17 protein-coding genes and 3 tRNA genes are annotated in these 18,438 nt (G+C 67.6%); 10 read left to right on the top strand and 10 right to left on the bottom strand.

Features of this window, described 5'->3' with window-relative positions:
* Positions 1 to 27 precede the first annotated feature (27 nt).
* Positions 28 to 2,349 carry a heavy metal translocating P-type ATPase gene (locus tag AC0QR5_RS13150; protein WP_329863838.1) on the top strand — a complete coding sequence of 774 codons (2,322 nt, stop codon included), beginning with the start codon at positions 28 to 30 and terminating at the stop codon, positions 2,347 to 2,349.
* A 32-nt stretch (positions 2,350 to 2,381) separates the two neighbouring features.
* Positions 2,382 to 2,708, top strand: a complete 327-nt coding sequence (locus AC0QR5_RS13145) for a metal-sensitive transcriptional regulator (protein ID WP_329863840.1) — start codon at positions 2,382 to 2,384, stop codon at positions 2,706 to 2,708.
* A gap of 403 nt (positions 2,709 to 3,111) precedes the next feature.
* On the opposite strand, the gene AC0QR5_RS13140 is transcribed toward AC0QR5_RS13145, so the two are convergent.
* From AC0QR5_RS13140 to AC0QR5_RS13120, 5 genes are all read right to left on the bottom strand, one after another.
* Positions 3,112 to 4,350 carry an IS256 family transposase gene (locus AC0QR5_RS13140; RefSeq protein ID WP_475372532.1) on the bottom strand — a complete coding sequence of 413 codons (1,239 nt, stop codon included), beginning with the start codon at positions 4,348 to 4,350 and terminating at the stop codon, positions 3,112 to 3,114.
* On the bottom strand, positions 4,343 to 5,827 hold the full coding sequence (locus AC0QR5_RS13135; protein ID WP_329864262.1) for a relaxase family protein: 1,485 nt from the start codon (positions 5,825 to 5,827) through the stop codon (positions 4,343 to 4,345). Before AC0QR5_RS13135 ends, AC0QR5_RS13140 begins: the two co-directional genes overlap by 8 nt.
* Entirely contained in the window at positions 5,827 to 5,973 is a 147-nt protein-coding gene (locus AC0QR5_RS13130) for a hypothetical protein (protein WP_475372531.1), read from the bottom strand. Before AC0QR5_RS13130 ends, AC0QR5_RS13135 begins: the two co-directional genes overlap by 1 nt.
* Positions 5,974 to 6,717: 744 nt before the next feature.
* Positions 6,718 to 7,059, bottom strand: coding sequence for a hypothetical protein (locus AC0QR5_RS13125; protein ID WP_329864260.1), 342 nt, complete (start codon positions 7,057 to 7,059; stop codon positions 6,718 to 6,720).
* A 343-nt stretch (positions 7,060 to 7,402) separates the two neighbouring features.
* Positions 7,403 to 7,627, bottom strand: a complete 225-nt coding sequence (locus AC0QR5_RS13120) for a helix-turn-helix transcriptional regulator (protein WP_329864258.1) — start codon at positions 7,625 to 7,627, stop codon at positions 7,403 to 7,405.
* A gap of 89 nt (positions 7,628 to 7,716) precedes the next feature.
* Between AC0QR5_RS13120 and AC0QR5_RS13115 the strand changes: the two genes are divergently transcribed.
* From AC0QR5_RS13115 to AC0QR5_RS13100, 4 genes are all read left to right on the top strand, one after another.
* Entirely contained in the window at positions 7,717 to 8,460 is a 744-nt protein-coding gene (locus AC0QR5_RS13115) for a helix-turn-helix domain-containing protein (RefSeq protein ID WP_329864257.1), read from the top strand.
* Positions 8,460 to 9,053, top strand: a complete 594-nt coding sequence (locus tag AC0QR5_RS13110; protein WP_430970784.1) for a phage integrase central domain-containing protein — start codon at positions 8,460 to 8,462, stop codon at positions 9,051 to 9,053. Before AC0QR5_RS13115 ends, AC0QR5_RS13110 begins: the two co-directional genes overlap by 1 nt.
* 96 nt (positions 9,054 to 9,149) lie before the next feature.
* On the top strand, positions 9,150 to 10,397 hold the full coding sequence (locus AC0QR5_RS13105) for an IS256 family transposase (protein ID WP_329864253.1): 1,248 nt from the start codon (positions 9,150 to 9,152) through the stop codon (positions 10,395 to 10,397).
* A gap of 59 nt (positions 10,398 to 10,456) precedes the next feature.
* On the top strand, positions 10,457 to 11,032 hold the full coding sequence (locus AC0QR5_RS13100) for a site-specific integrase (protein ID WP_329862966.1): 576 nt from the start codon (positions 10,457 to 10,459) through the stop codon (positions 11,030 to 11,032).
* Between the two features lie 78 nt (positions 11,033 to 11,110).
* Here AC0QR5_RS13100 and AC0QR5_RS13095 read toward each other — a convergent pair.
* The 3 genes from AC0QR5_RS13095 to AC0QR5_RS13085 all read right to left on the bottom strand — a co-directional run bounded on the left by AC0QR5_RS13095 (position 11,111) and on the right by AC0QR5_RS13085 (position 11,464).
* A tRNA-Phe gene (locus tag AC0QR5_RS13095) sits at positions 11,111 to 11,183 on the bottom strand.
* A gap of 53 nt (positions 11,184 to 11,236) precedes the next feature.
* Positions 11,237 to 11,310 (bottom strand) — tRNA-Asp (locus AC0QR5_RS13090).
* An 81-nt stretch (positions 11,311 to 11,391) separates the two neighbouring features.
* A tRNA-Glu gene (locus AC0QR5_RS13085) sits at positions 11,392 to 11,464 on the bottom strand.
* 172 nt (positions 11,465 to 11,636) lie between these two features.
* Here AC0QR5_RS13085 and AC0QR5_RS13080 point away from each other — a divergent pair.
* The 3 genes from AC0QR5_RS13080 (at position 11,637) to AC0QR5_RS13070 (ending at position 14,850) form a co-directional block, all read left to right on the top strand.
* Positions 11,637 to 12,008, top strand: coding sequence for a metallopeptidase family protein (locus AC0QR5_RS13080; RefSeq protein ID WP_329862965.1), 372 nt, complete (start codon positions 11,637 to 11,639; stop codon positions 12,006 to 12,008).
* Positions 12,008 to 12,943 carry a cation diffusion facilitator family transporter gene (locus AC0QR5_RS13075; RefSeq protein WP_329862963.1) on the top strand — a complete coding sequence of 312 codons (936 nt, stop codon included), beginning with the start codon at positions 12,008 to 12,010 and terminating at the stop codon, positions 12,941 to 12,943. The genes AC0QR5_RS13080 and AC0QR5_RS13075 overlap by 1 nt, the downstream gene beginning before the upstream one ends.
* Before the next feature lie 257 nt (positions 12,944 to 13,200).
* Complete coding sequence (locus AC0QR5_RS13070) at positions 13,201 to 14,850, top strand: C40 family peptidase (protein ID WP_329862962.1); 1,650 nt, start codon at positions 13,201 to 13,203, stop codon at positions 14,848 to 14,850.
* Positions 14,851 to 15,036: 186 nt separating this feature from the next.
* Here AC0QR5_RS13070 and AC0QR5_RS13065 read toward each other — a convergent pair whose 3' ends face one another.
* Positions 15,037 to 16,002, bottom strand: a complete 966-nt coding sequence (locus AC0QR5_RS13065) for a universal stress protein (protein ID WP_329862960.1) — start codon at positions 16,000 to 16,002, stop codon at positions 15,037 to 15,039.
* A 105-nt stretch (positions 16,003 to 16,107) separates the two neighbouring features.
* Here AC0QR5_RS13065 and AC0QR5_RS13060 point away from each other — a divergent pair, with 105 nt between their 5' ends.
* Positions 16,108 to 17,568 (top strand): NCS2 family permease, encoded by a 1,461-nt coding sequence (locus tag AC0QR5_RS13060; protein ID WP_329862958.1) that lies wholly within the window; start codon positions 16,108 to 16,110, stop codon positions 17,566 to 17,568.
* On the opposite strand, the gene AC0QR5_RS13055 is transcribed toward AC0QR5_RS13060, so the two are convergent.
* Positions 17,565 to 18,311 carry a 3-hydroxybutyrate dehydrogenase gene (locus tag AC0QR5_RS13055; RefSeq protein WP_475372530.1) on the bottom strand — a complete coding sequence of 249 codons (747 nt, stop codon included), beginning with the start codon at positions 18,309 to 18,311 and terminating at the stop codon, positions 17,565 to 17,567. The two genes, AC0QR5_RS13060 and AC0QR5_RS13055, sit on opposite strands and share 4 nt — an antisense overlap.
* Between the last annotated feature and the right edge of the window lie 127 nt (positions 18,312 to 18,438).

The following is an 18,438-nucleotide window of genomic DNA, read 5'->3' as shown; positions in this document are numbered from 1 at the left end:
GGCGATACCGGAAGAAGGATGAACCCCATGTCTGCACCCCTGGCCGCGCCTCAGGCGGGCAGTACCGACGTCGAACTGGCGATCGGCGGGATGACCTGTGCCTCCTGCGCGAACCGGATCGAGCGCAAGCTCAACAAGCTCGAGGGCGTCACCGCCACGGTGAACTACGCCACCGAGAAGGCCCGGATCAGCGCCCCGGCTGGCTACGACCCCCAGTCCCTGGTCGCCGAGGTTCAGAAGGCCGGCTACGCCGCCACACTGCCCGACACCGGCCGGCAGGACAAAGACGGGGAAGATGACCGTCCCGACGCCGAGCTGGTGTCCCTGCGGCACCGGCTGATCGGCGCCGCGGTGCTGGGCATCCCGGTCATCGCCATGGCGATGATCCCGGCCCTGCAGTTCTACTATTGGCAGTGGCTGTCACTCGCCCTGGCCGGACCAGTGATCGTCTGGGCCGGCTGGCCGTTCCACAAGGCCGCCTGGATGAACCTCCGTCAGGGCACCGCCACCATGGACACGCTGATCTCAATGGGCACCATCGCGGCGTTCCTGTGGTCTCTGTACGCCCTGTTCCTCGGCACCGCAGGGACCCCGGGGATGACCCACCCCTTCGAGCTGTCCGTGGCCCCCACCGACGGGGCCGGGAACATCTACCTCGAGGTCGCCGCCGGGGTGCTGCTGTTCATTCTGGCCGGCCGCTACTTCGAGAAGCGCTCCAAGCGCCAGGCCGGGGCCGCGTTGCGCGCGCTGCTGGACCTGGGCGCGAAGGACGTGGCCGTGCTACGCGACGGCGCCGAGGTCCGCATCCCCACCGACCAGTTGGCCGTGGGCGACGAGTTCGTGGTGCGTCCCGGGGAGAAGTTCGCCACCGACGGAGTCGTGGTCACCGGCCGCAGCGCGGTGGACGCTTCGATGCTCACCGGCGAGTCCGTGCCCATCGAGGTCGCCGAGTCCGACCCGGTCACCGGGGCAACCGTCAATACCGGCGGCCGCCTAGTGGTGCGCGCCACCCGCATCGGCTCCGACACACAGCTGGCCCAGATGGCCAGGCTGGTGGAGGACGCCCAGACCGGCAAGGCCGAGATCCAGCGGTTGGCCGACCGAATCTCCGGGGTGTTCGTGCCGATCGTGATCGCTATCGCGGTGGCCACCCTGGCTGCTTGGCTCGGCGCCGGGTTCCCGGCCGCCGCCGCGTTCACCGCCGCCGTCGCCGTGCTGATCATCGCCTGCCCCTGCGCCTTGGGCCTGGCCACCCCCACCGCCTTGCTGGTGGGCACCGGCCGCGGCGCCCAGATGGGCATCCTCATCAAGGGCCCGGAGGTGCTGGAGTCCACCCGCAAGGTGGACACGATCGTGCTGGACAAGACCGGCACCGTCACCACCGGCACGATGACCCTGCAAGGTGTCCACCCTGCCGTCGGGACCGACGAGAACGAGTTGCTGCGTCTGGCCGGCGCCGTGGAGGACGCCTCCGAGCACCCGATCGCCCAGGCCATCGCCCGCGGCTCCACCGAACGCGTCGGTGCACTGCCGGTCCCGGAGGCCTTTGCCAACCACGAAGGCCGCGGCGTGCAGGGCGTGGTCGACGGACACCTGGTCATCGTCGGTCGCGAGACCATGCTGGCCGACTGGTCGCTGACCATGCCGGCGGACCTGGCCGACACGAAGGCCCGAGCCGAGTCCGCTGGCCAGACCGCCGTCGTTGTGGCCTGGGACGGGCAGGTCCGCGGTGTGCTGGTGGTGGCAGATGCCCTCAAGGACACCAGTGCCGAGGCCATCACCCTCTTCCGCAGCCTGGGTCTGAAACCGGTCCTGCTGACCGGTGACAACCAGGCCGTGGCCCAACAAGTCGCCGCCCAGGTGGGCATCGAGGAGGTCCTGGCCGAGGTGATGCCCCAGGACAAGGTCCGCATCATCACCGAGCTGCAGGAGCGCGGGCAGGTCGTGGCCATGGTCGGTGACGGCGTCAACGACGCCGCGGCCCTGGCCCAAGCGGATCTGGGCCTGGCCATGGGCACCGGTACCGATGCGGCCATCGAAGCGGCGGACATCACCCTGGTCCGTGGGGACCTGCGCGCTGCCGCGGACGCGATCCGGTTGTCCCGCAAGACCCTGGGTACGATCAAGACCAACCTGTTCTGGGCCTTCGCCTACAACACCGCTGCGATTCCGCTGGCCGCCCTGGGCCTGCTGAACCCGATGCTCGCCGGGGCGGCCATGGCCTTCTCGTCCGTCTTCGTAGTCGGCAACAGCCTCCGGCTACGTGGTTTCACCAGCAAGGCCGGCACCACCGTGCCGACCGCCAGTCCAGCGCCGGAACCCCAGCCGGCCCACACCCTAACCACCTGAAACGTATGACGCCTGACCGAGTGGAGACCACCATGACCACCCCCGCCGAAGCGACCGAAGCCGCGCACCATGCCGGGCACCACGGATACATCTCCGACAAGGACCGGTACCTGGCCCGTCTCAAGCGCATCGAAGGACAGGCCCGCGGCATCCACCGCATGGTCGACGAGGAGGTCTACTGCATCGACATCCTCACCCAGATCAGCGCATTGACCTCTGCTGTGGAGAACGTCGCCCTCGGCCTGCTCAACGACCACCTTAAACACTGCGTCGTCAATGCCGCGCGGAACGGCGGGGTCGAAAGCGACGAGAAGATCGCCGAGGCCTCTGCCGCCATTGCCCGTCTCGTCAAGTCCTGACCACACGCGAGGGGTCCAGAGCATAGTTAAATAGTGATCCGGTTCCGCCCAAGCAGTGCCAAGCCGGATATGCCCACTCGGTTAACTCCGGAGTTGACGACGATATGCCGTCAGATCGTGCTTCATTGTTCGATCTCCGAGACATTCGTAAGAGCGGGCGGGCCTCCCAAAAACGTCAGTACAAATGAGCGCGGTAGGCCGAAATCCGAGCCGTCAGTATTCGACTGCAGCAAATAGCGACCAAATCGGTCGTTGTTGGTAGTGGTCCGCCGCTGACGCCTTCGCTCGGAGGCGCTATACCTCGTCAGAGGCCTGCCCGAAACCGACACGGCGCGGAACTCTCCTAGCCCTGGTACTGCCCCTGGGTCTGTCAGATTAACGGTGGATCTGGCCTGGCGCATTGTCAGTTGATTCGGCCTTCGAAGGTGATAGCGAAGGCGTTGAGCGCGGGCTTCCACCTCGTGACCCACCGTGCCCGACCTTGCCCCGTCGGGTCAAGCGACCGGGTCACGAGATACAGGCATTTCAGCGCGGCAGCGTCGTTGGGGAAGTGCCCGCGGGCACGGACGGCGCGCCGGTAGCGGGCGTTGAGCGACTCGATCGCGTTCGTGGAGCAGATGATGCGGCGGATCTCGACGTCGTAGTCCAGAAACGGGATGAATTCCGCCCATGCGTTCTCCCAGAGCTGCCGGATCGCGGGATACATGGTGCACCACTTCTCGGCGAACTCCTCGAACCTGGCCCTCGCGACAGCTTCGTTGACGGCGGTATAGACCGGCTTGAGGTCGCGGGCGATCTGGTCCCAGTACTTCCGCGACGCGTATTTGAACGTGTTGCGGATCAGGTGGATGATGCATGTCTGCACCGTCGTCAGCTCCCACGTCGTGTTGATCGCGTCCGGGAGGCCTTTCAGCCCGTCGCAGACGACGATGCAGACGCCCTCGACGCCGCGGTTCTTGATCTCGGTGAGCACGCCGAGCCAGAACTTCGCGCCCTCACCACCGTCGCCGGCCCAGATCCCGAGGATGTCGCGTTCCCCGCCCGTGGTGACGCCGACGGCGACGTAGAACGGTTTGTTGCGCACCTGCCCGTCCCGCACCTTCACGACGATCGCGTCGATGAACACCACCGGGTAGACGCGGTCCAACGGACGGTTCTGCCACTCGGTCATCTCCTCGATCACCTTGTCGGTGATCTTCGAGATCGTGTCCTTCGAGACGCTGGCTCCGTAGACATCGTCGAAGTGCGCCGCGACCTCACCGGTCGTGAGCCCGCGCGCGGTCAATGACAGCACGATCTCGTCGATCCCGTCCAGCCGACGCTGCCGCTTGCGCACGATCCTCGGCTGGAACGACCCCTCACGATCCCGGGGAACGTCGATCTGCACTGCACCGACCTCGGTCATCACGGTCTTCGCCCGCGTCCCGTTACGGGCATTCTCGCCGGTGCTGGGCTGGTGCTTGTCATAACCGAGGTGCTCGGTCATCTCGACCTCGAGCGCAGTCTCCAGCACCCGCTTCGTTAGCCCGGCGAGCAGCCCGTCCGGGCCGACCAGGCTGACGCCCTTCTCCTTCGCTTCCGCGAGCAGCTGCTCCGCGATCTGCTGCTGATCGATGATCTCTCCCGTCACAGGATCAATCATCTCGATGACATCGGTCATCGCCTTTCCTTTCGGTCAGGCCAGGACCAGATACACCGTTCGTCTGACACTCCCTCCGCCGGTCGGAAGCCTGGCCGTTCAATGTAGACGCTGCCGCGTGCTCGGTCAGCCCATCCTGGTCCGCTTCTTCCACAGTGGCAGTCTCTGTCTCATGTGGTGCGCCCTTCGAGACGCCAAGTCGGCTCCACCGATGCATAACCTGCATCCGCCTGTCATGGTCGCCGGGAAGCCGGTTCAGGATGTCACCGATCGCCACGTCCTCGTCTTCGGCTCGGGCAACGATCCATTGGAGGAGCTCTGTCTCTTCGGCGCGCAACGCATGCTCCTCGCGTGCCAAACGCGCGACGAGCACCTGAGCGGCGGCCAACTCCTCGTCGGTCACCTTGGTCAGGGGGCGTGGACCCTTCGTAAGAACTGGCTCAGGACTAGGTTCCCGAGGTTGCCCCTGCGCGTTCGCACTCAGTTGTTCAAGCGCGCTTGAATGGTCGTACCGGTCGCCGAGCGTACTTGCTCGAACCGGCGTTGCGACGCCTGCCAACTGATAGCTCAGCCGGGGCACCTTCGGAGGTTTTCCTCGCCTCCATCCGGGCTCGGTGACCGTGACATCGTGCTCGGACATGACGGCCTTCCAGCTATCCAGGTCCACCGAGCGCGGATCGTCCATCGCTGACTCGAAGGCAATTCGGATCCTGTCGTGGTTTGAGACGGCACCATTCCTTGCCATTCGACGGTCACGGTTGCTGCGCTTGTCCTTCTTGCGTGCGGACGTGGAAGGAAGTCGCTGCGGCTCAAGGCCGTACTCCATCCCGTGGTCGGCGAGGAACCGATCGGCACGCTCGCGCATCTTGTCAATGTCGGTGAGGTCGCCGGCGAGCTTCCTACCTGCCTTGTACAGCGTTCCGTCGACGCTCATCGATCCGAAGAGCGTGGCGTTCCGAGTCGTGTGCACATGAAACTTTCCACCCTTCCCCTCGGCCTGTCCGACGAACGTGGCCTGCTCCCCCGGATACAGGGCAGCGTGCCTGGCGACGACGTACTCGAACGCCCTCGCGACCTGGTCTGGGTCTTCGGGATTCACCTCGTCGATGCCGAATGAGGTGATCAGGTGGCGGGCTTCGGCCTGACGGACGACTTCACCTTCGTGGCGGACGTGCGTTGCCTCTTCCCCAGTCTTTGCCTCAGCCCAGTACCGTCGCCCGTTAGGACGTGTTCGCCGCACGTAGGTGGCAACTTCACCGGGCTCGGGAAGGGAGTACTTGGCAGGCGACTTCCGTTTCGCTCCCTGCGTCCCGTGTCGTCGTCGTGTTGCCGCGAACTCACGCTCGGCTGTTGTTGGACGACAGTTCTGGCCCGCGATGTGTAGCACCCGCTCCTTGGCGCTTTGACCGGGTTTGGGTTTCACGGTGTAGCGGAGCAGTCGCACCGCGACAGCTGTAGTGCCCGCATACTCGACCGGCATCAGAGGACTTCCCCCAGCTTCATGGACACCGCCGAATCTCGCTTTGCGTCTTGTTCCATCGCCCCGGACAGGCGGTCGATCGCACGCTCGACAGAGCGGACCGCGTCGGCGTCCACCTCGCCCCTGGCATTCGCAACTTTGGCGATCTGGTTGACGTTGTTGCCGATCTTCTGAAGCTGGAACGCCTGTCGGGTATATCGCTCGGCAACCTTCTGAAGCCCCTCCTTGAGCTCGGCGACCGCGCCACCGTCGACCTCGACGATGACGGGCCGTCGGGCCGTCGGGCCTCAAGATGTTTCGCCAAAGATCGCTGTGCGGCTTCGATCGACGATGCATCGCTCATCGCCTGCGCGACGATCTGCACCGCTTGTCGCAGGGCTTCCGACCTACTGACACCGAGGTGCCGCTGCACCGCGGTGAGCGCGTCGAGGTCGTCACGGTGCATCCGCACCGCAACGGCCTCTCCCGGGCCCCGGGGCGATGCGCCAGGCGCACCGCCCCTCTCGCCGTCGCTTGCGCGACGACTCACATGCGGAAGCGGGGCACCCTCCGCTGGCGCTACGGTTACCCCGCTGGTCGGGCGCTTGTTGTTCGCTCGTTCCTCGCTCACTGGCCCCTCCAAGCCGGTTGCCCCCTGAGGATGTGTGTCATTGACGCATCCCCGTGGACCTCAGGTACCAACCGACTGGCAAGCAACCCGACCGTAAACTTTTCTCGCTTCGCTCGAACGTTTGGTCGGGCCGCACCGAACCCCTCGCTGACGCTCCGAGTTCGGTCCTTTGCTTGCGAGGAGGGTGCGCTGCCCCCTCCTTCGATCCACCCCCGAGAACCGACTTGTGTCGCCGAAATTGGCTCGCAACGATGCAGTTGCGCCCGTCCGAATGCTCGCACTAGTTCGACTCCGAGTGTCCGTCGACCCACGAAGCACTGAGCTGCGCCCGTAACTGAGCGATTCGGTCAGCTTCATCGAGGTCGCCGTCGATCGCACCAATTCGGAACCTTCGGTAGAGGTCTTCGACCAGTTCGTCACGGTTCTTCGAGCGCCTAGCAAGGAGCCTTTCCCGAAGTGAGGCGGCGCGCTCCTCTGCTTCTACGTAGAGCTCCTTTTCAGTCTTCGACTTCCGACGCTTCGTCACTGTGGCAGGTCGCCTCGGCATAGTCGGCGCGGCTCCTGCGATGCCGACCGTTGCGGTCTCGAATTGCCTGTCGTCGTTCTGGTTGTACTCGCTCATGGCGGGTTCCTTTCGTTACTTCGAGTTGTTGCTTGGAATGCGGTTTCGACCTCACCCATTCAGGCCAGAGATCCGACATCGCGGCGGTCGCAGAAGACGCTCCTTTGGGTCGTCATGAGGAGAACTTCTCATCGGATCCGACTCAGAATCGGAGCTGGCAGACGGACCAGAGATGGTCGGTCGGATGTACTGGACAATGCCGCCGATGGCTTCCAGCGCAGGGCTCAGGCCAACCACGCCTCGGCTTCTCTTCGTTGCCTTGAACGCGTGATTGTCGAGCTCCCAGCCGAACGCAGGGTGCCCAGTTCGTTCTTCTGAGCACCCCCGGCTGGCCCTTGTCTGTTCACTGCTCCTCAAGCTGCTCTTCGACCCAGGCATCAATGTCCGCCTGGCGCCATCGAACGTGTCCGCCGATCTTCAGCGCCCTGGGCATTGGTTCCCCGAGTGAGCGCTTTCGATAGATCGTCGACACCGACCAGCCAATCTGGGCAGACAGGTCTTGCGCAGTCAGCAGTGACTTCGGGGTCGGCTCAAACACCTTCGGAATCGAATCGAACTGGATAGTCATGTCATCCTCTCGCGACTTACAGGTTCTGGATTCTGTAACCTGAAACTATCAGCTTGCACAGCCATCTACAAGTTTTGTATCCTGAAGACATGACGAATCCTCAGACGATCTCCGAAGCCGTCGGCGCGTACGTGGCCCGCATGCGTAAGGAGCACGGACTTACGTTGGATCAGGTGGCCGGTGCGGCCCGTGCGCATGGGGCGACGTGGAGTGCGAGCAGCGTAAGCAACATCGAGCGGGGGCAAGCCTCGCTGACCCTCCCTACTTTGCTGTTCCTGGCATGGGCTTGTGGCGACCTGCTCGGAAGGCCGCAGACACTCTCGGACTTACTTGGCTCTGCTGAAGTCCTTGCCCTTGGGCCCGATGAGCGCTCCCTTGCCAGCCGCGCATGGGTCGACGCTGCTTTGAATGGTCAGGAGGTCGTTTCGCCTGCCATTAGTCGAGACCAGTCGAATATCGATGCCCTTGAGGGATTCGACGAGGCCCTCGAAGAAGAAGTCATTCGAAGGACCAAGGAGCAGGGGTCCAAGGCGCTGACACCCGCCGAGCGAAACCGAGCATTCGACCATCTTCTCGAACAATCCCAGATGCCACCTGAGGCGGGACAACCACTCCCCTTCGGAAGTCCTGAGGGCAGCCAGGCCGAGAAGCGGGCAGCCAAGAAGTTGGGTGTAGGTACCGCCCGACTGCAGCAGTTGGCGCAGACCCTGTGGACACGTTCACTGGAAGATGAGTCTGCAAGACGGGCTGGCAATGACAGCACGCCGCAGGCCCGCGGCCGCGTTACCCGTGTGCTGGTCGCCGAAATGCGATCAGCCTTGGACCGCCTTTGATGGCTCGTCCAAGGCTGGAGATTGGCACCTACGGCGCCATCAACACGGTTGAAATCCACCCTGGCAAGTGGCGGGCCCGAGCACGCTATCGATCCTCAGACGGCAAGGCCCGTCAAATCCAGAAGGTCGCTCCGACCCGCGCAAAAGCCGTATCCATGCTGAAACAGTCTCTTCTCAGGATCGAGGACAGTAGAGGCGGCGAGCTTAAGGCCACAACGACCTTGAAGGTCCTCGGGCAGAGGTTTTTGGAGGATCGGCGGGATCTTGGCCGATCCGAGGGAACTATTGAGACGTATGGATACGCCGTGACCGCGCACATCACGCCGCGAATCGGCGATCTCGCCGTCGCCGAAGCGAAGCCCGATAAGTTGCAGAAGTTCCTGACTACTGTGCACCGCGAGGCCGGGCATGGTGCGGCCAAGAATTGCCGCTCGACCCTCAGCGGAATGATGGCCCTCGCGGTGCGCAGCGGCGCAATCGCGCGGAACCCGATCCGCGACCTTGAACGCATCACCCAACCCAAGGGCAAGAAGGGGGCCTCCGCAATCGCGCTTGAAGAGCTCCCCGGAGTTGAGTCCCGCATAGTGGTGTAGCGCGGTCGTCGAGTTCGTCCCTGGTGTGGACGTGGACGCGGCCACCGCGTGATCCTTCGAGTGATCTCTCACAACCGACTCGAAGAAGGACACACGATGACCGCTCCACACATTGTCGACCCTGCTGGGCTGCTTGGCGAAGCCCTCGCCGAGGCCAGCCCCGATCTGATGCGTTCGCTGCTGCAGACGATGATTAACGCCCTGCTCTCGGCCGACGCCGACGCCGTGGTCGGCGCCGAGTACGGCCGGCCCGGCCCGGACCGGACGGCGCAGCGCAACGGCTACCGGCACCGCCCGTTGGACACCAGGGTCGGCACGATCGACGTCGCCATCCCGAAGCTACGACAGGGGTCCTACTTTCCCGAGTGGCTGCTCGAACGCCGCAAGAGGGCCGAGACCGCTCTGATCACCGTCGTCGCTGACTGCTACCTCGCCGGCGTCAGCACGCGCCGGATGGACAAGCTCGTCAAGACGTTGGGCATCAACAGCCTGTCGAAGTCGCAGGTCTCGCGCATGGCCGCCGATCTGGACCAGCTCGTCGCGGAGTTCCGCCACCGGCCCCTCGACGAGGCTGGCCCGTTCACGTTCGTCGCCGCGGACGCGTTGACGATGAGGGTCCGCGAAGGCGGCCGAGTCGTCTCGACGGTCGCGTTGGTCGCGACCGGCGTCAACGCTGACGGTCGCCGCGAGGTCCTCGGCCTGCGGATCGCCACCAGTGAGACCGGACCGGCCTGGAACGAGTTCTTCGCCGACCTCGTCGCCCGCGGCCTGGCCGGCGTCCGGCTCGTCACCTCCGATGCCCACCCCGGGTTGAAGGACGCGGTCGCAGCGAACCTGCCCGGAGCCGCCTGGCAGCGGTGCCGCACCCACTACGCCGCGAACCTCATGTCCGTGACCCCCAAGAGCATGTGGCCGGCGGTCAAGGCGATGCTCCACAGCGTCTACGACCAGCCCGACGCACCAGCGGTCGCGGCGCAGTTCGACCGGCTCATCGACTACGTCGACGACAAGCTGCCCGACGTCGCCGAGCACCTCGCCGCCGCACGTGAGGACATCCTCGCGTTCACCAGCTTCCCCGAAGGACTGTGGCAGCAGATCTGGTCGAACAACCCCAACGAGCGCCTCAACCGCGAGATCCGCCGTCGCACCGACAGCGTCGGGATCTTCCCCAACCGCGACGCGATCATCCGTCTCGTCGGAGCTGTCCTGGCCGAGCAGACCGACGAATGGGCCGAAGGACGCCGCTACCTCGGACTCGACATCCTCGCCAAGTCCCGCCTCACCATCGTCGCCACCGGCGGCACCGACATCGACAAGGAGGACCTCCCCGCACTGACCGCCTGAACCCCGAGAGGGTCACGCAGCACTACACCACTCCAAGGGACTTGACCCTCCCCGGTCTCATGGGCAAGCTACGTGCGGCACCCAGTCTGATCGAACAGGACACCGTCGAGTTGTTCGACTTCATGCTCGCATCGGGTTGGCGAGTGGGAGAAGCGTGCGCCCTCGACGCCTCCTCCATCGACTTCGGCGCCGGCACCGCCGAGGTCGTAGCCACGAATGTTCGGATCAAGGGCAGAGGGATCGTCCGGCAACCGGTCCCTAAGACCGAGGCCGCATGGCGAGTTACTCCCCTGCCCGAGCCAACGATGGACCTTCTGAGAATCCGGCACGAACGTCTCCGTGAGTACACGACATTGTTATTCCCTACCGTCCTGATGCGTCTGCGAGATCCCTCAAATACACAAAGGGAGCTCAGGGACATCCGCGACTCGATCGGGTACCCAGATCTGTCGACTCACACGTTCCGCAAGACAGCGGCGACGATGCTCGATCGCGCGGGGATGTCAGCCGCAGAGGTCGCAGCTTTCCTCGGCCATGCGAAACCGTCGATGACCCAGGATGTCTACATGAACACGCTCAAGGGTGATGCCAGAGCCGGCGCCGTCATGCAGCAACAGCTCGAGGGCCTGATTTGAAAGTGCGGAGTTTATGCGGACCGCCCGACTGTTAGACATGAAGAAACCCCGCGATGTAGAAGCTACGCGGGGTTTCAGTGGCTCCGACCGGCGTCGATCCGGTGACCTTTCGATTTTCAGTCGAACGCTCTACCAACTGAGCTACAGAGCCTGGCATCATCTGGCGATGATCACCGTGACCTCCCGGCAACCGGAAAATCAGAGCGACCCTGACGGGACTTGAACCCGCGACCTCCGCCGTGACAGGGCGGCGCGCTAACCAACTGCGCTACAGGGCCAGGTGTTTGCGGGATCTACTCCCGCTCACAAGACCTAAACTCTAGCAGAGGAAATCCCCGCTTGTGAAATCGGCCTTGCCGTACCCCCAACGGGATTCGAACCCGTGTCGCCGCCGTGAAAGGGCGGTGTCCTAGGCCACTAGACGATGGGGGCCAGAACGCAACGCGGGATCGCTCCCGCGCAGTGGACCTGAACAACTATAGGGTACGCTCGCGCCCGGGCCAAACGGCCCGCCGGGATGCCCCGGCACAACGCGCGGCGGCCGACGGCCGTGGCCCTGGACACATCTGGGCGCGGCGGCCTCCCCCGTGGGTAGAGTCGTTCCATGCCCTTCGAGATGAGCGAGGACGCCTTCGAGGCGGCCGTGGTCGAGGCCCTCGACGAGATCCCCGCGCGCCTGCGGGACATGATGGACAACGTCGCCATCTTCATCGAGGACCGCTACGAGCCGCTCCCCCACGAGGACCCCGACACCGTCCTGCTGGGCCTCTACGACGGCATTCCCCTCACGGAGCGCGACCACAACTGGGCGGCCGGCGCGATGCCGGACAGGATCATCGTCTTCAAGGACTCCATCCTCGAGATCTGCGAGACCCACGAGGACGTCGTCGAGGAGGTCGGCATCACCGTGGTGCACGAGATCGCCCACCATTTCGGCATCGACGACGCCACGCTGCACGAGCTGGGCTGGGGCTGATGGGGCACGACCACGCGGGGCATTCGCACGGACTCGGCGCCAACGGCACCGCCACGGGGCGGCACCGCAAGCGGCTCGCGCTCGTCGTCGCCATCACCCTGACGGGCGTCGTCGTCCAGCTCATCGGCGCCGCCGTCTCCGGCTCGCTGTCGCTCCTCGCCGACGCCGGGCACATGCTCTCCGATGCGGCCGGCGTGAGCATCGCGCTCTTCGCCGCGTGGATCGCCACCCGTCCCGCGACGTCCAAGCGGACCTTCGGCTGGCAGCGCGCCGAGGTCCTGGCCGCGCTGGCCAACGCCGTGGCCCTGTCGGTGATCGCGATCGTGATCTTCATCGAGGCCGTCCGCCGCTTCGGCGACGCCCCCGACATCGAGACGCCGGCGATGCTGCTCGCCGCCGTGGTCGGCGGCGTAGCGAACCTCGCATGCCTGCTGATCCTGCACTCCGGGCGCAAGGACAGCCTCAACCTCCGCGGCGCCTACCTCGAGGTCCTTGGCGACCTGCTCGGCTCGGCCGCCGTCGTCGCCGCCGGGCTCGTCATCCTCTTCACGGGGCAGACCATCGCCGACCCGATCGCCTCCATGGTGATCGCCCTCATGATCCTGCCGCGGGCCTGGTCGCTGCTCCGCGAGGTCGTCGACGTGCTGCTCGAGGCCACCCCCCGCGGCGTCGACCTCGACGAGGTGCGCCGCCACATCCTGGAGATCGACGGCGTCGTCGACGTCCACGACCTGCACGCCTGGACCATCACCTCCGGGCAGCCGGTCTGCTCCGCCCACGTCACGCTCACCGCCGACGCCTTCACCCCGCAGCGCGCCCACGAGGTGCTCGACACCCTCCTGGAATGCCTCGGAGACCACTTCGACACCGAGCACAGCACCTTCCAGCTCGAGCCCGAGGGCCACGCGCGCCACGAGCCCGCGAGCCACGACTAGTCGCGCCCGCGCCCTCCCGCACCCGCGGAGCCCTCCCGCGGGCGTCTGGGCCCCGGCGTCGTCCCCTGGGGCCCGTGCGACACGCGCGCCGTTTCCGTACGGAATGACACTCATGTGATTTATGATGACGTTGTGACTCGTGTTGCCATTGTTGCAATTGGTCACCTATTCTCAACGGGAGCTACACCTTTCCGTGACCTTCCGCGCCGGCCCGGCGCGCGGCCACGGCCCATTCGCTCCTTGCAGTGAGGATTCACATGGCCCAGCGGCAGACCCTGGGGGCCGCGCTCTGCGCCGCGGCGCTGATCGGCGGAACCGTCTTCTCCGCGATCCCCGCCCACGCGACCCCCGCGGCCCCCGCCGCCGAGGCCGGCCCGGGAACGTTCCTCCCCGCTTCCCCCCCATCCGGCCTGCCGAGCCGCGCCGAGGTCGAGGCCGCCAAGGAGGACCCGGCCCGGCTCCAGCAGATGGTCTCGCAGATCGAGGCCCTCATCGCCGACGACGCCTCGGAGCTCCTGGCCGCCGAGACCTCCGCCCTCGAGGGGCTCGACGCCGCGACCGCCGCCGAGGAAGCCCTCGCGGCCCGCAACGCGACCGCCGCCGACGCCCGGGCCCAGGCCGCGAAGGCCACCGAATACTACGAAGCGGTCAAGGTCCAGCTCAGCCAGCTCGCGGGCGACCTCTACCGCAACGGCGGCATCAACCCCGGCGTCACGTCCCTGCTGTCCCAGGGCGAAGGCAACGACGTCCTCTACAAGGCCGCCACGATGAACGCACTGGCCGCCAACCGCTCCCGCACCCTCACCACGGCCCAGCAGGCCGCCTCGCTGTGGGCCGAGTGGCAGAACTACGCCGCGGCCGCGGAGGCCGCCGCCGCCGAGGCCGCGGGCTCGACGCGCGAGGCGCTCGCCGCGGCCGAGCGCAGCCGCACCGCCTACGAGGAGCGCCTGTCCGCGCAGCAGTCCGTGCGCGCCGAGCTCCTCGAACACCTCGCCTTCCTGAGGGACTCGAGCGTCGCCGAGGAGCGCAGCCGCATCGAGGCCCGGGAGCAGCAGGCCCGCGAGGAGGCCCTCGCCGCCGCGCTGGCCGCGAACCCCGGGGCGCCCGCCCAGGCCCCGTCGTCGTCCACCGACTCCGGCCTGCCCCAGGCGCCGGCCGCGGTGCCGGACGCCGTCCCCGTCGCGAACGACCTCCGCCCCGTCGCCCCCGAGCGCCCGGAGCCCGTCCCGGCACCGGCCGCGCCGAGCACCCCGGCCGCGCAGCCCACCTCCGCGCCGACCACCCAGGCCCCGGCCCCGCGCCCCACCCCCGCGCCGACGACGCAGGCCCCCGCGCCCGCCCCCTCGACGCAGGCACCGCGCCCCACGCCGACGCCGACTCCGGCCCCCACGACGCAGGCACCGCGACCGACGCCCACGCCGACCCCGACGCCGACGCCGGCCCCGAGCACCCCGGCCCCCGCGCCGAAGCCCACCCCGACGCCGACTCCCACGCCCCCGCCGGCACCGAACCCCGGCCCCGGCATGCCGTCCTCCGTCGTCGAGCCGGCGATCTCGTGGGCGCAGAAGATCGCGGCCGACGACTCCTACGGATACCTCTACGGCGGCAACGGCCCGACGCTCTTCGACTGCTCGGCCTTCACCCGCACCGCCTACGCCAAGGGCGGCCTGTCCCTGCCGCGGACCTCGACCCAGCAGTACTTCAGCGCTCCGACCAAGGTCCCGCTGAATCAGCTCAAGCGCGGCGACCTGGTGTTCTCCTCGAGCAACGGCGGGGCGTCGTTCTACCACGTGGCGATCTACCTGGGCAACGGCCAGGTGGTCCACGCCCGGAACCCCTCCGCGGGCATCTCGGTCACCCCGCTGAGCTGGGTCAACAACCTCTACGCCTACGGGGCGCGCTACTAGGGCCGCTGCCGCGATCCCGGCCCTGACGGTACGACGACGGGGCCCCACCCGGGTGGGGCCCCGTCGTCGTACCGCTTCCCCCGCGGGGCGCTCCGGGTGCCGCCCGCCGGGTCAACGCGTGGGCGGATCAGGCGGCCGCGAGCGGCGGCCGATCGCCCGATCCGCCCACGCGTTGGTCCTGAGGACTCAGGCGGCGTCCGGCTCGTCGAACGTGGCGCGGTCGGCGAGCCGCGGGTCCTCGCGGTCCGGGACGACCATGACGGGACCGCGCGCATGGTGCAGCACGCCCTGGCTCGTGGATCCGAGGAGCATGCCGGCGAATCCGCCGCGGCCGCGGGAACCGGTGACCATAAGCCGCGCGGTCTCCGATTCGCGGACCAGGACCTCGATCGGCGGGCCCTCGAGGACGTCCGTCTCGATGTGCAGCTCGGGGAAGTGGCTCGCGAGCCATCGGGCCCCGGCGGCGAGCTGGCGGCGGACGTCGTGCTGCAGCGCCTCCTGGTCAACGGTCGCCGGCATCCACGCCAGCGAGCCGCTGATCGGCGGGAGCGCGCACACGACGCGCAGGCCGATGCCCCGGGCCGTGGCCTGCTCCGCGGCGACGAGCACGGCGAGGCGGGCCCGCTCGGAGCCGTCGACCCCGACCACGACGAGGTCGCGGACCGCGGGCGAGCCCTCGTCCCGGTCCTTGACGCACAGCGGGACGACGACGGTCGGGCACTTCGCGTGGGCCGGCAGCGCCGAGCTGACGGAGCCCAGGAGGCGCCCGACGAAGCCGCCGCGTCCGCGCGTGCCGACGACGACGAGGTCCGCCTCGGTGCTCAGGTCCAGCAGCACGCCGGCCGGGTCCCCGGACTCGACGCGCGTGCGGACCTCGACGTCGGGATCGGCGACGAGCGAGCGCGCCTGGTCGACGACCTCGCGGGCGCCGTCGCGGATCACCTGGTCGTCGAGCGCCGCGTAGCCGGCGTCCATGCTGGACGCCGCGAAGACGGGGATGGTGTAGGCCGTGACGATGTTCAGGGGGACCCCGCGCCTCCCGGCCTCGGCCGCGGCCCATTTCAGGGCGCAGTTGCCCGGCTCGGACCCGTCGACGCCGACGACGATCCCGTCGGCCGGGGGGATGTCCTGGTGAACGCCTTCTTCACTCATGGTGACCGCTCCTTTGCGTCGGATCTGCGTGGTCCTTGCCACTATTGTTCACCCTACCCACGCGCCGGTCCATTGCCTCCGGCTCCGGCCGATAAGATTCTGCCCATGTCCCCACAGGAAACCATCACCCGCCCCGCCGCCGGCGTCCTGGACCGCTACTTCAAGATCACCGAGCGCGGCTCCACCTACTCCCGCGAGATCCGCGGCGGCTTCGCCACGTTCTTCGCCATGAGCTACATCGTGGTGCTGAACCCGCTCATCCTCTCCGGCGCGGACTCGGCCGGGAACACGCTCGGGATCGAGCGCGTCGCCGCCGTCACAGCGCTCGTCGCCGGGATCATGACGATCCTCATGGGCGCGTGGGCCAAGCACCCGTTCGCCATGGCCACGGGGCTCGGCGTCAACGCGTTCGTCGCGATCACCGTCGCCACGAACCCCGGGCTGACGTGGCCGGACGTGATGGGCCTGGTCGTGGTCTCCGGCATCACGATGATGATCCTCGTGCTCACGGGCTTCCGGACGGCCGTCTTCAACGCCGTACCGCCGAGCCTGAAGACGGCGATCGTGGTGGGCATCGGCATGTTCATCGCCCTCATCGGCCTGGTCAATGCCGGGTTCGTGCGGCGCATCCCGGACGCCGCCGGCACCACGGTCCCGGTCGGGCTGGGCTTCGACGGAGAGCTGATCGGCTGGCCGACCCTCGTGTTCGTCGTCGGCCTGCTCCTGACGATCGCCCTCGTGATCCGCAAGGTCCGCGGCGCCATCCTCATCGGGATCGTCGTGGCCTCCGTCCTCGCCAACCTCCTCGAGTGGGCCTTCAAGATCGGCCCCAGCTGGGACGGCACCACGGCCAACCCGCTCGGCTGGTCGCTCGTCGTGCCCTCCCTGCCGAGCTGGCAGGCGCCGGACCTGAGCCTCATCGGCCAGGCCAACGTCGTCGGACCCTTCCAGCACCTCGGCGTGACCGCCGCGCTCCTGCTCGCGTTCGTGATCCTGCTGTCCATCTTCTTCGACGCGATGGGCACCATGGTGGGCCTCGCGAACGAGGCCGGCACGGTCGACCAGGACGGGAACATCCCCAACGTGGACCGCGTCCTGCTCGTCGATTCCCTCGGCGCGATCGCCGGCGGCGGCGCGTCCGTGTCCTCCAACCAGATCTACGTCGAGTCCGGCGCGGGCATCGGCGAGGGCGCCCGCACGGGCTTCTCGGCGATCGTCACGGGCGTGCTGTTCATCGCCGCGATGTTCCTGACCCCGCTCATCTACCTCGTGCCCTTCGAGGCCGTCGCCCCCGCGCTCGTCGTCGTGGGCTTCATGATGATCACGCAGGTCACGAAGATCGACTGGTCCGACTGGGGCCTTGCGCTCCCGGCGTTCCTGACGTTCACCCTGATGCCGTTCACGTACTCGATCGCCAACGGCATCGGCGCCGGGTTCGTGGCCTACGTGTTCATCCGGGCCGTCCAGGGCCGCGCCAAGGAGGTCCACCCGCTCATGTGGGCGGTGGCCGCCGCGTTCGTGCTGTTCTTCGGCATCGGCGTGATCGAGCAGGCGCTGGCCGGCTAGCGCGCGGACCAGCCGCCGTCCATGGTGTAGCTCGCGCCGGTCACCATGGCGGCGTGGTCGGAGGCCAGCCACGCGGCGAGCGAGGCGACCTCCTCCGGCTCGACGAGCCGCTTGACGGCGGACTCGGTGAGCATGACCTTCTCGAGCACCTCGTCCTCTCCGATCCCGTGCGCGGCCGCCTGGTCGGCGATCTGCCGTTCGACGAGCGGGGTGCGCACGTAGCCGGGATTGATGCAGTTGCTCGTCACGCCGTGCGGCCCGCCCTCGAGGGCCGTGACCTTGCTCAGGCCCTCGAGGCCGTGCTTCGCGGAGACGTACGCCGCCTTGTACGGGGAGGCCCGCAGGCCGTGCACGGAGGAGATGTTGATGACGCGCCCGTAGCCGCGCTCGTACATCCCCGGCAGCGCCGCCCGCACCAGCAGGAACGGGGCCTCGAGCATGAGCGCGAGGATGCGGCGGAAATCGGCCGGGTCGAACTCGTGCAGCGGGGCGACCTTCTGGATCCCCGCGTTGTTGACCAGGATGTCGGCGTCCACGGCCGCGTGCGCGACGTGGTCGGTGTCCAGGAGGTCCACCGTCCACGTCCGCACCTCGGCGTCGCCGGGGCCTGGGGCGCCGCGCAGGCGGGAGGCGGCGGCCTCGAGCCCGTCGGCGTCCCGGTCGGCGAGGGTCACGGCGGCGCCCTGGGCGCGCAGCCCGGCCGCGACCGCCTGCCCGATCCCCGACGCCGCCCCCGTCACCAGCGCCCGGCGCCCGGCGAGCGGCCAGGACGACGCCGGTGCCGCCGCCGCCCCGGCGTCGGAAGCCGCGCCCCGCGTGCCCGGCGCCACCGGCCGAGCGCCGGGGGCCGCTTCCTCGACGGTTCCCGCC

Source organism: Arthrobacter sp. J156, assembly GCF_056172865.1.
This window is presented reverse-complemented; position numbering and strand designations above follow the sequence as displayed.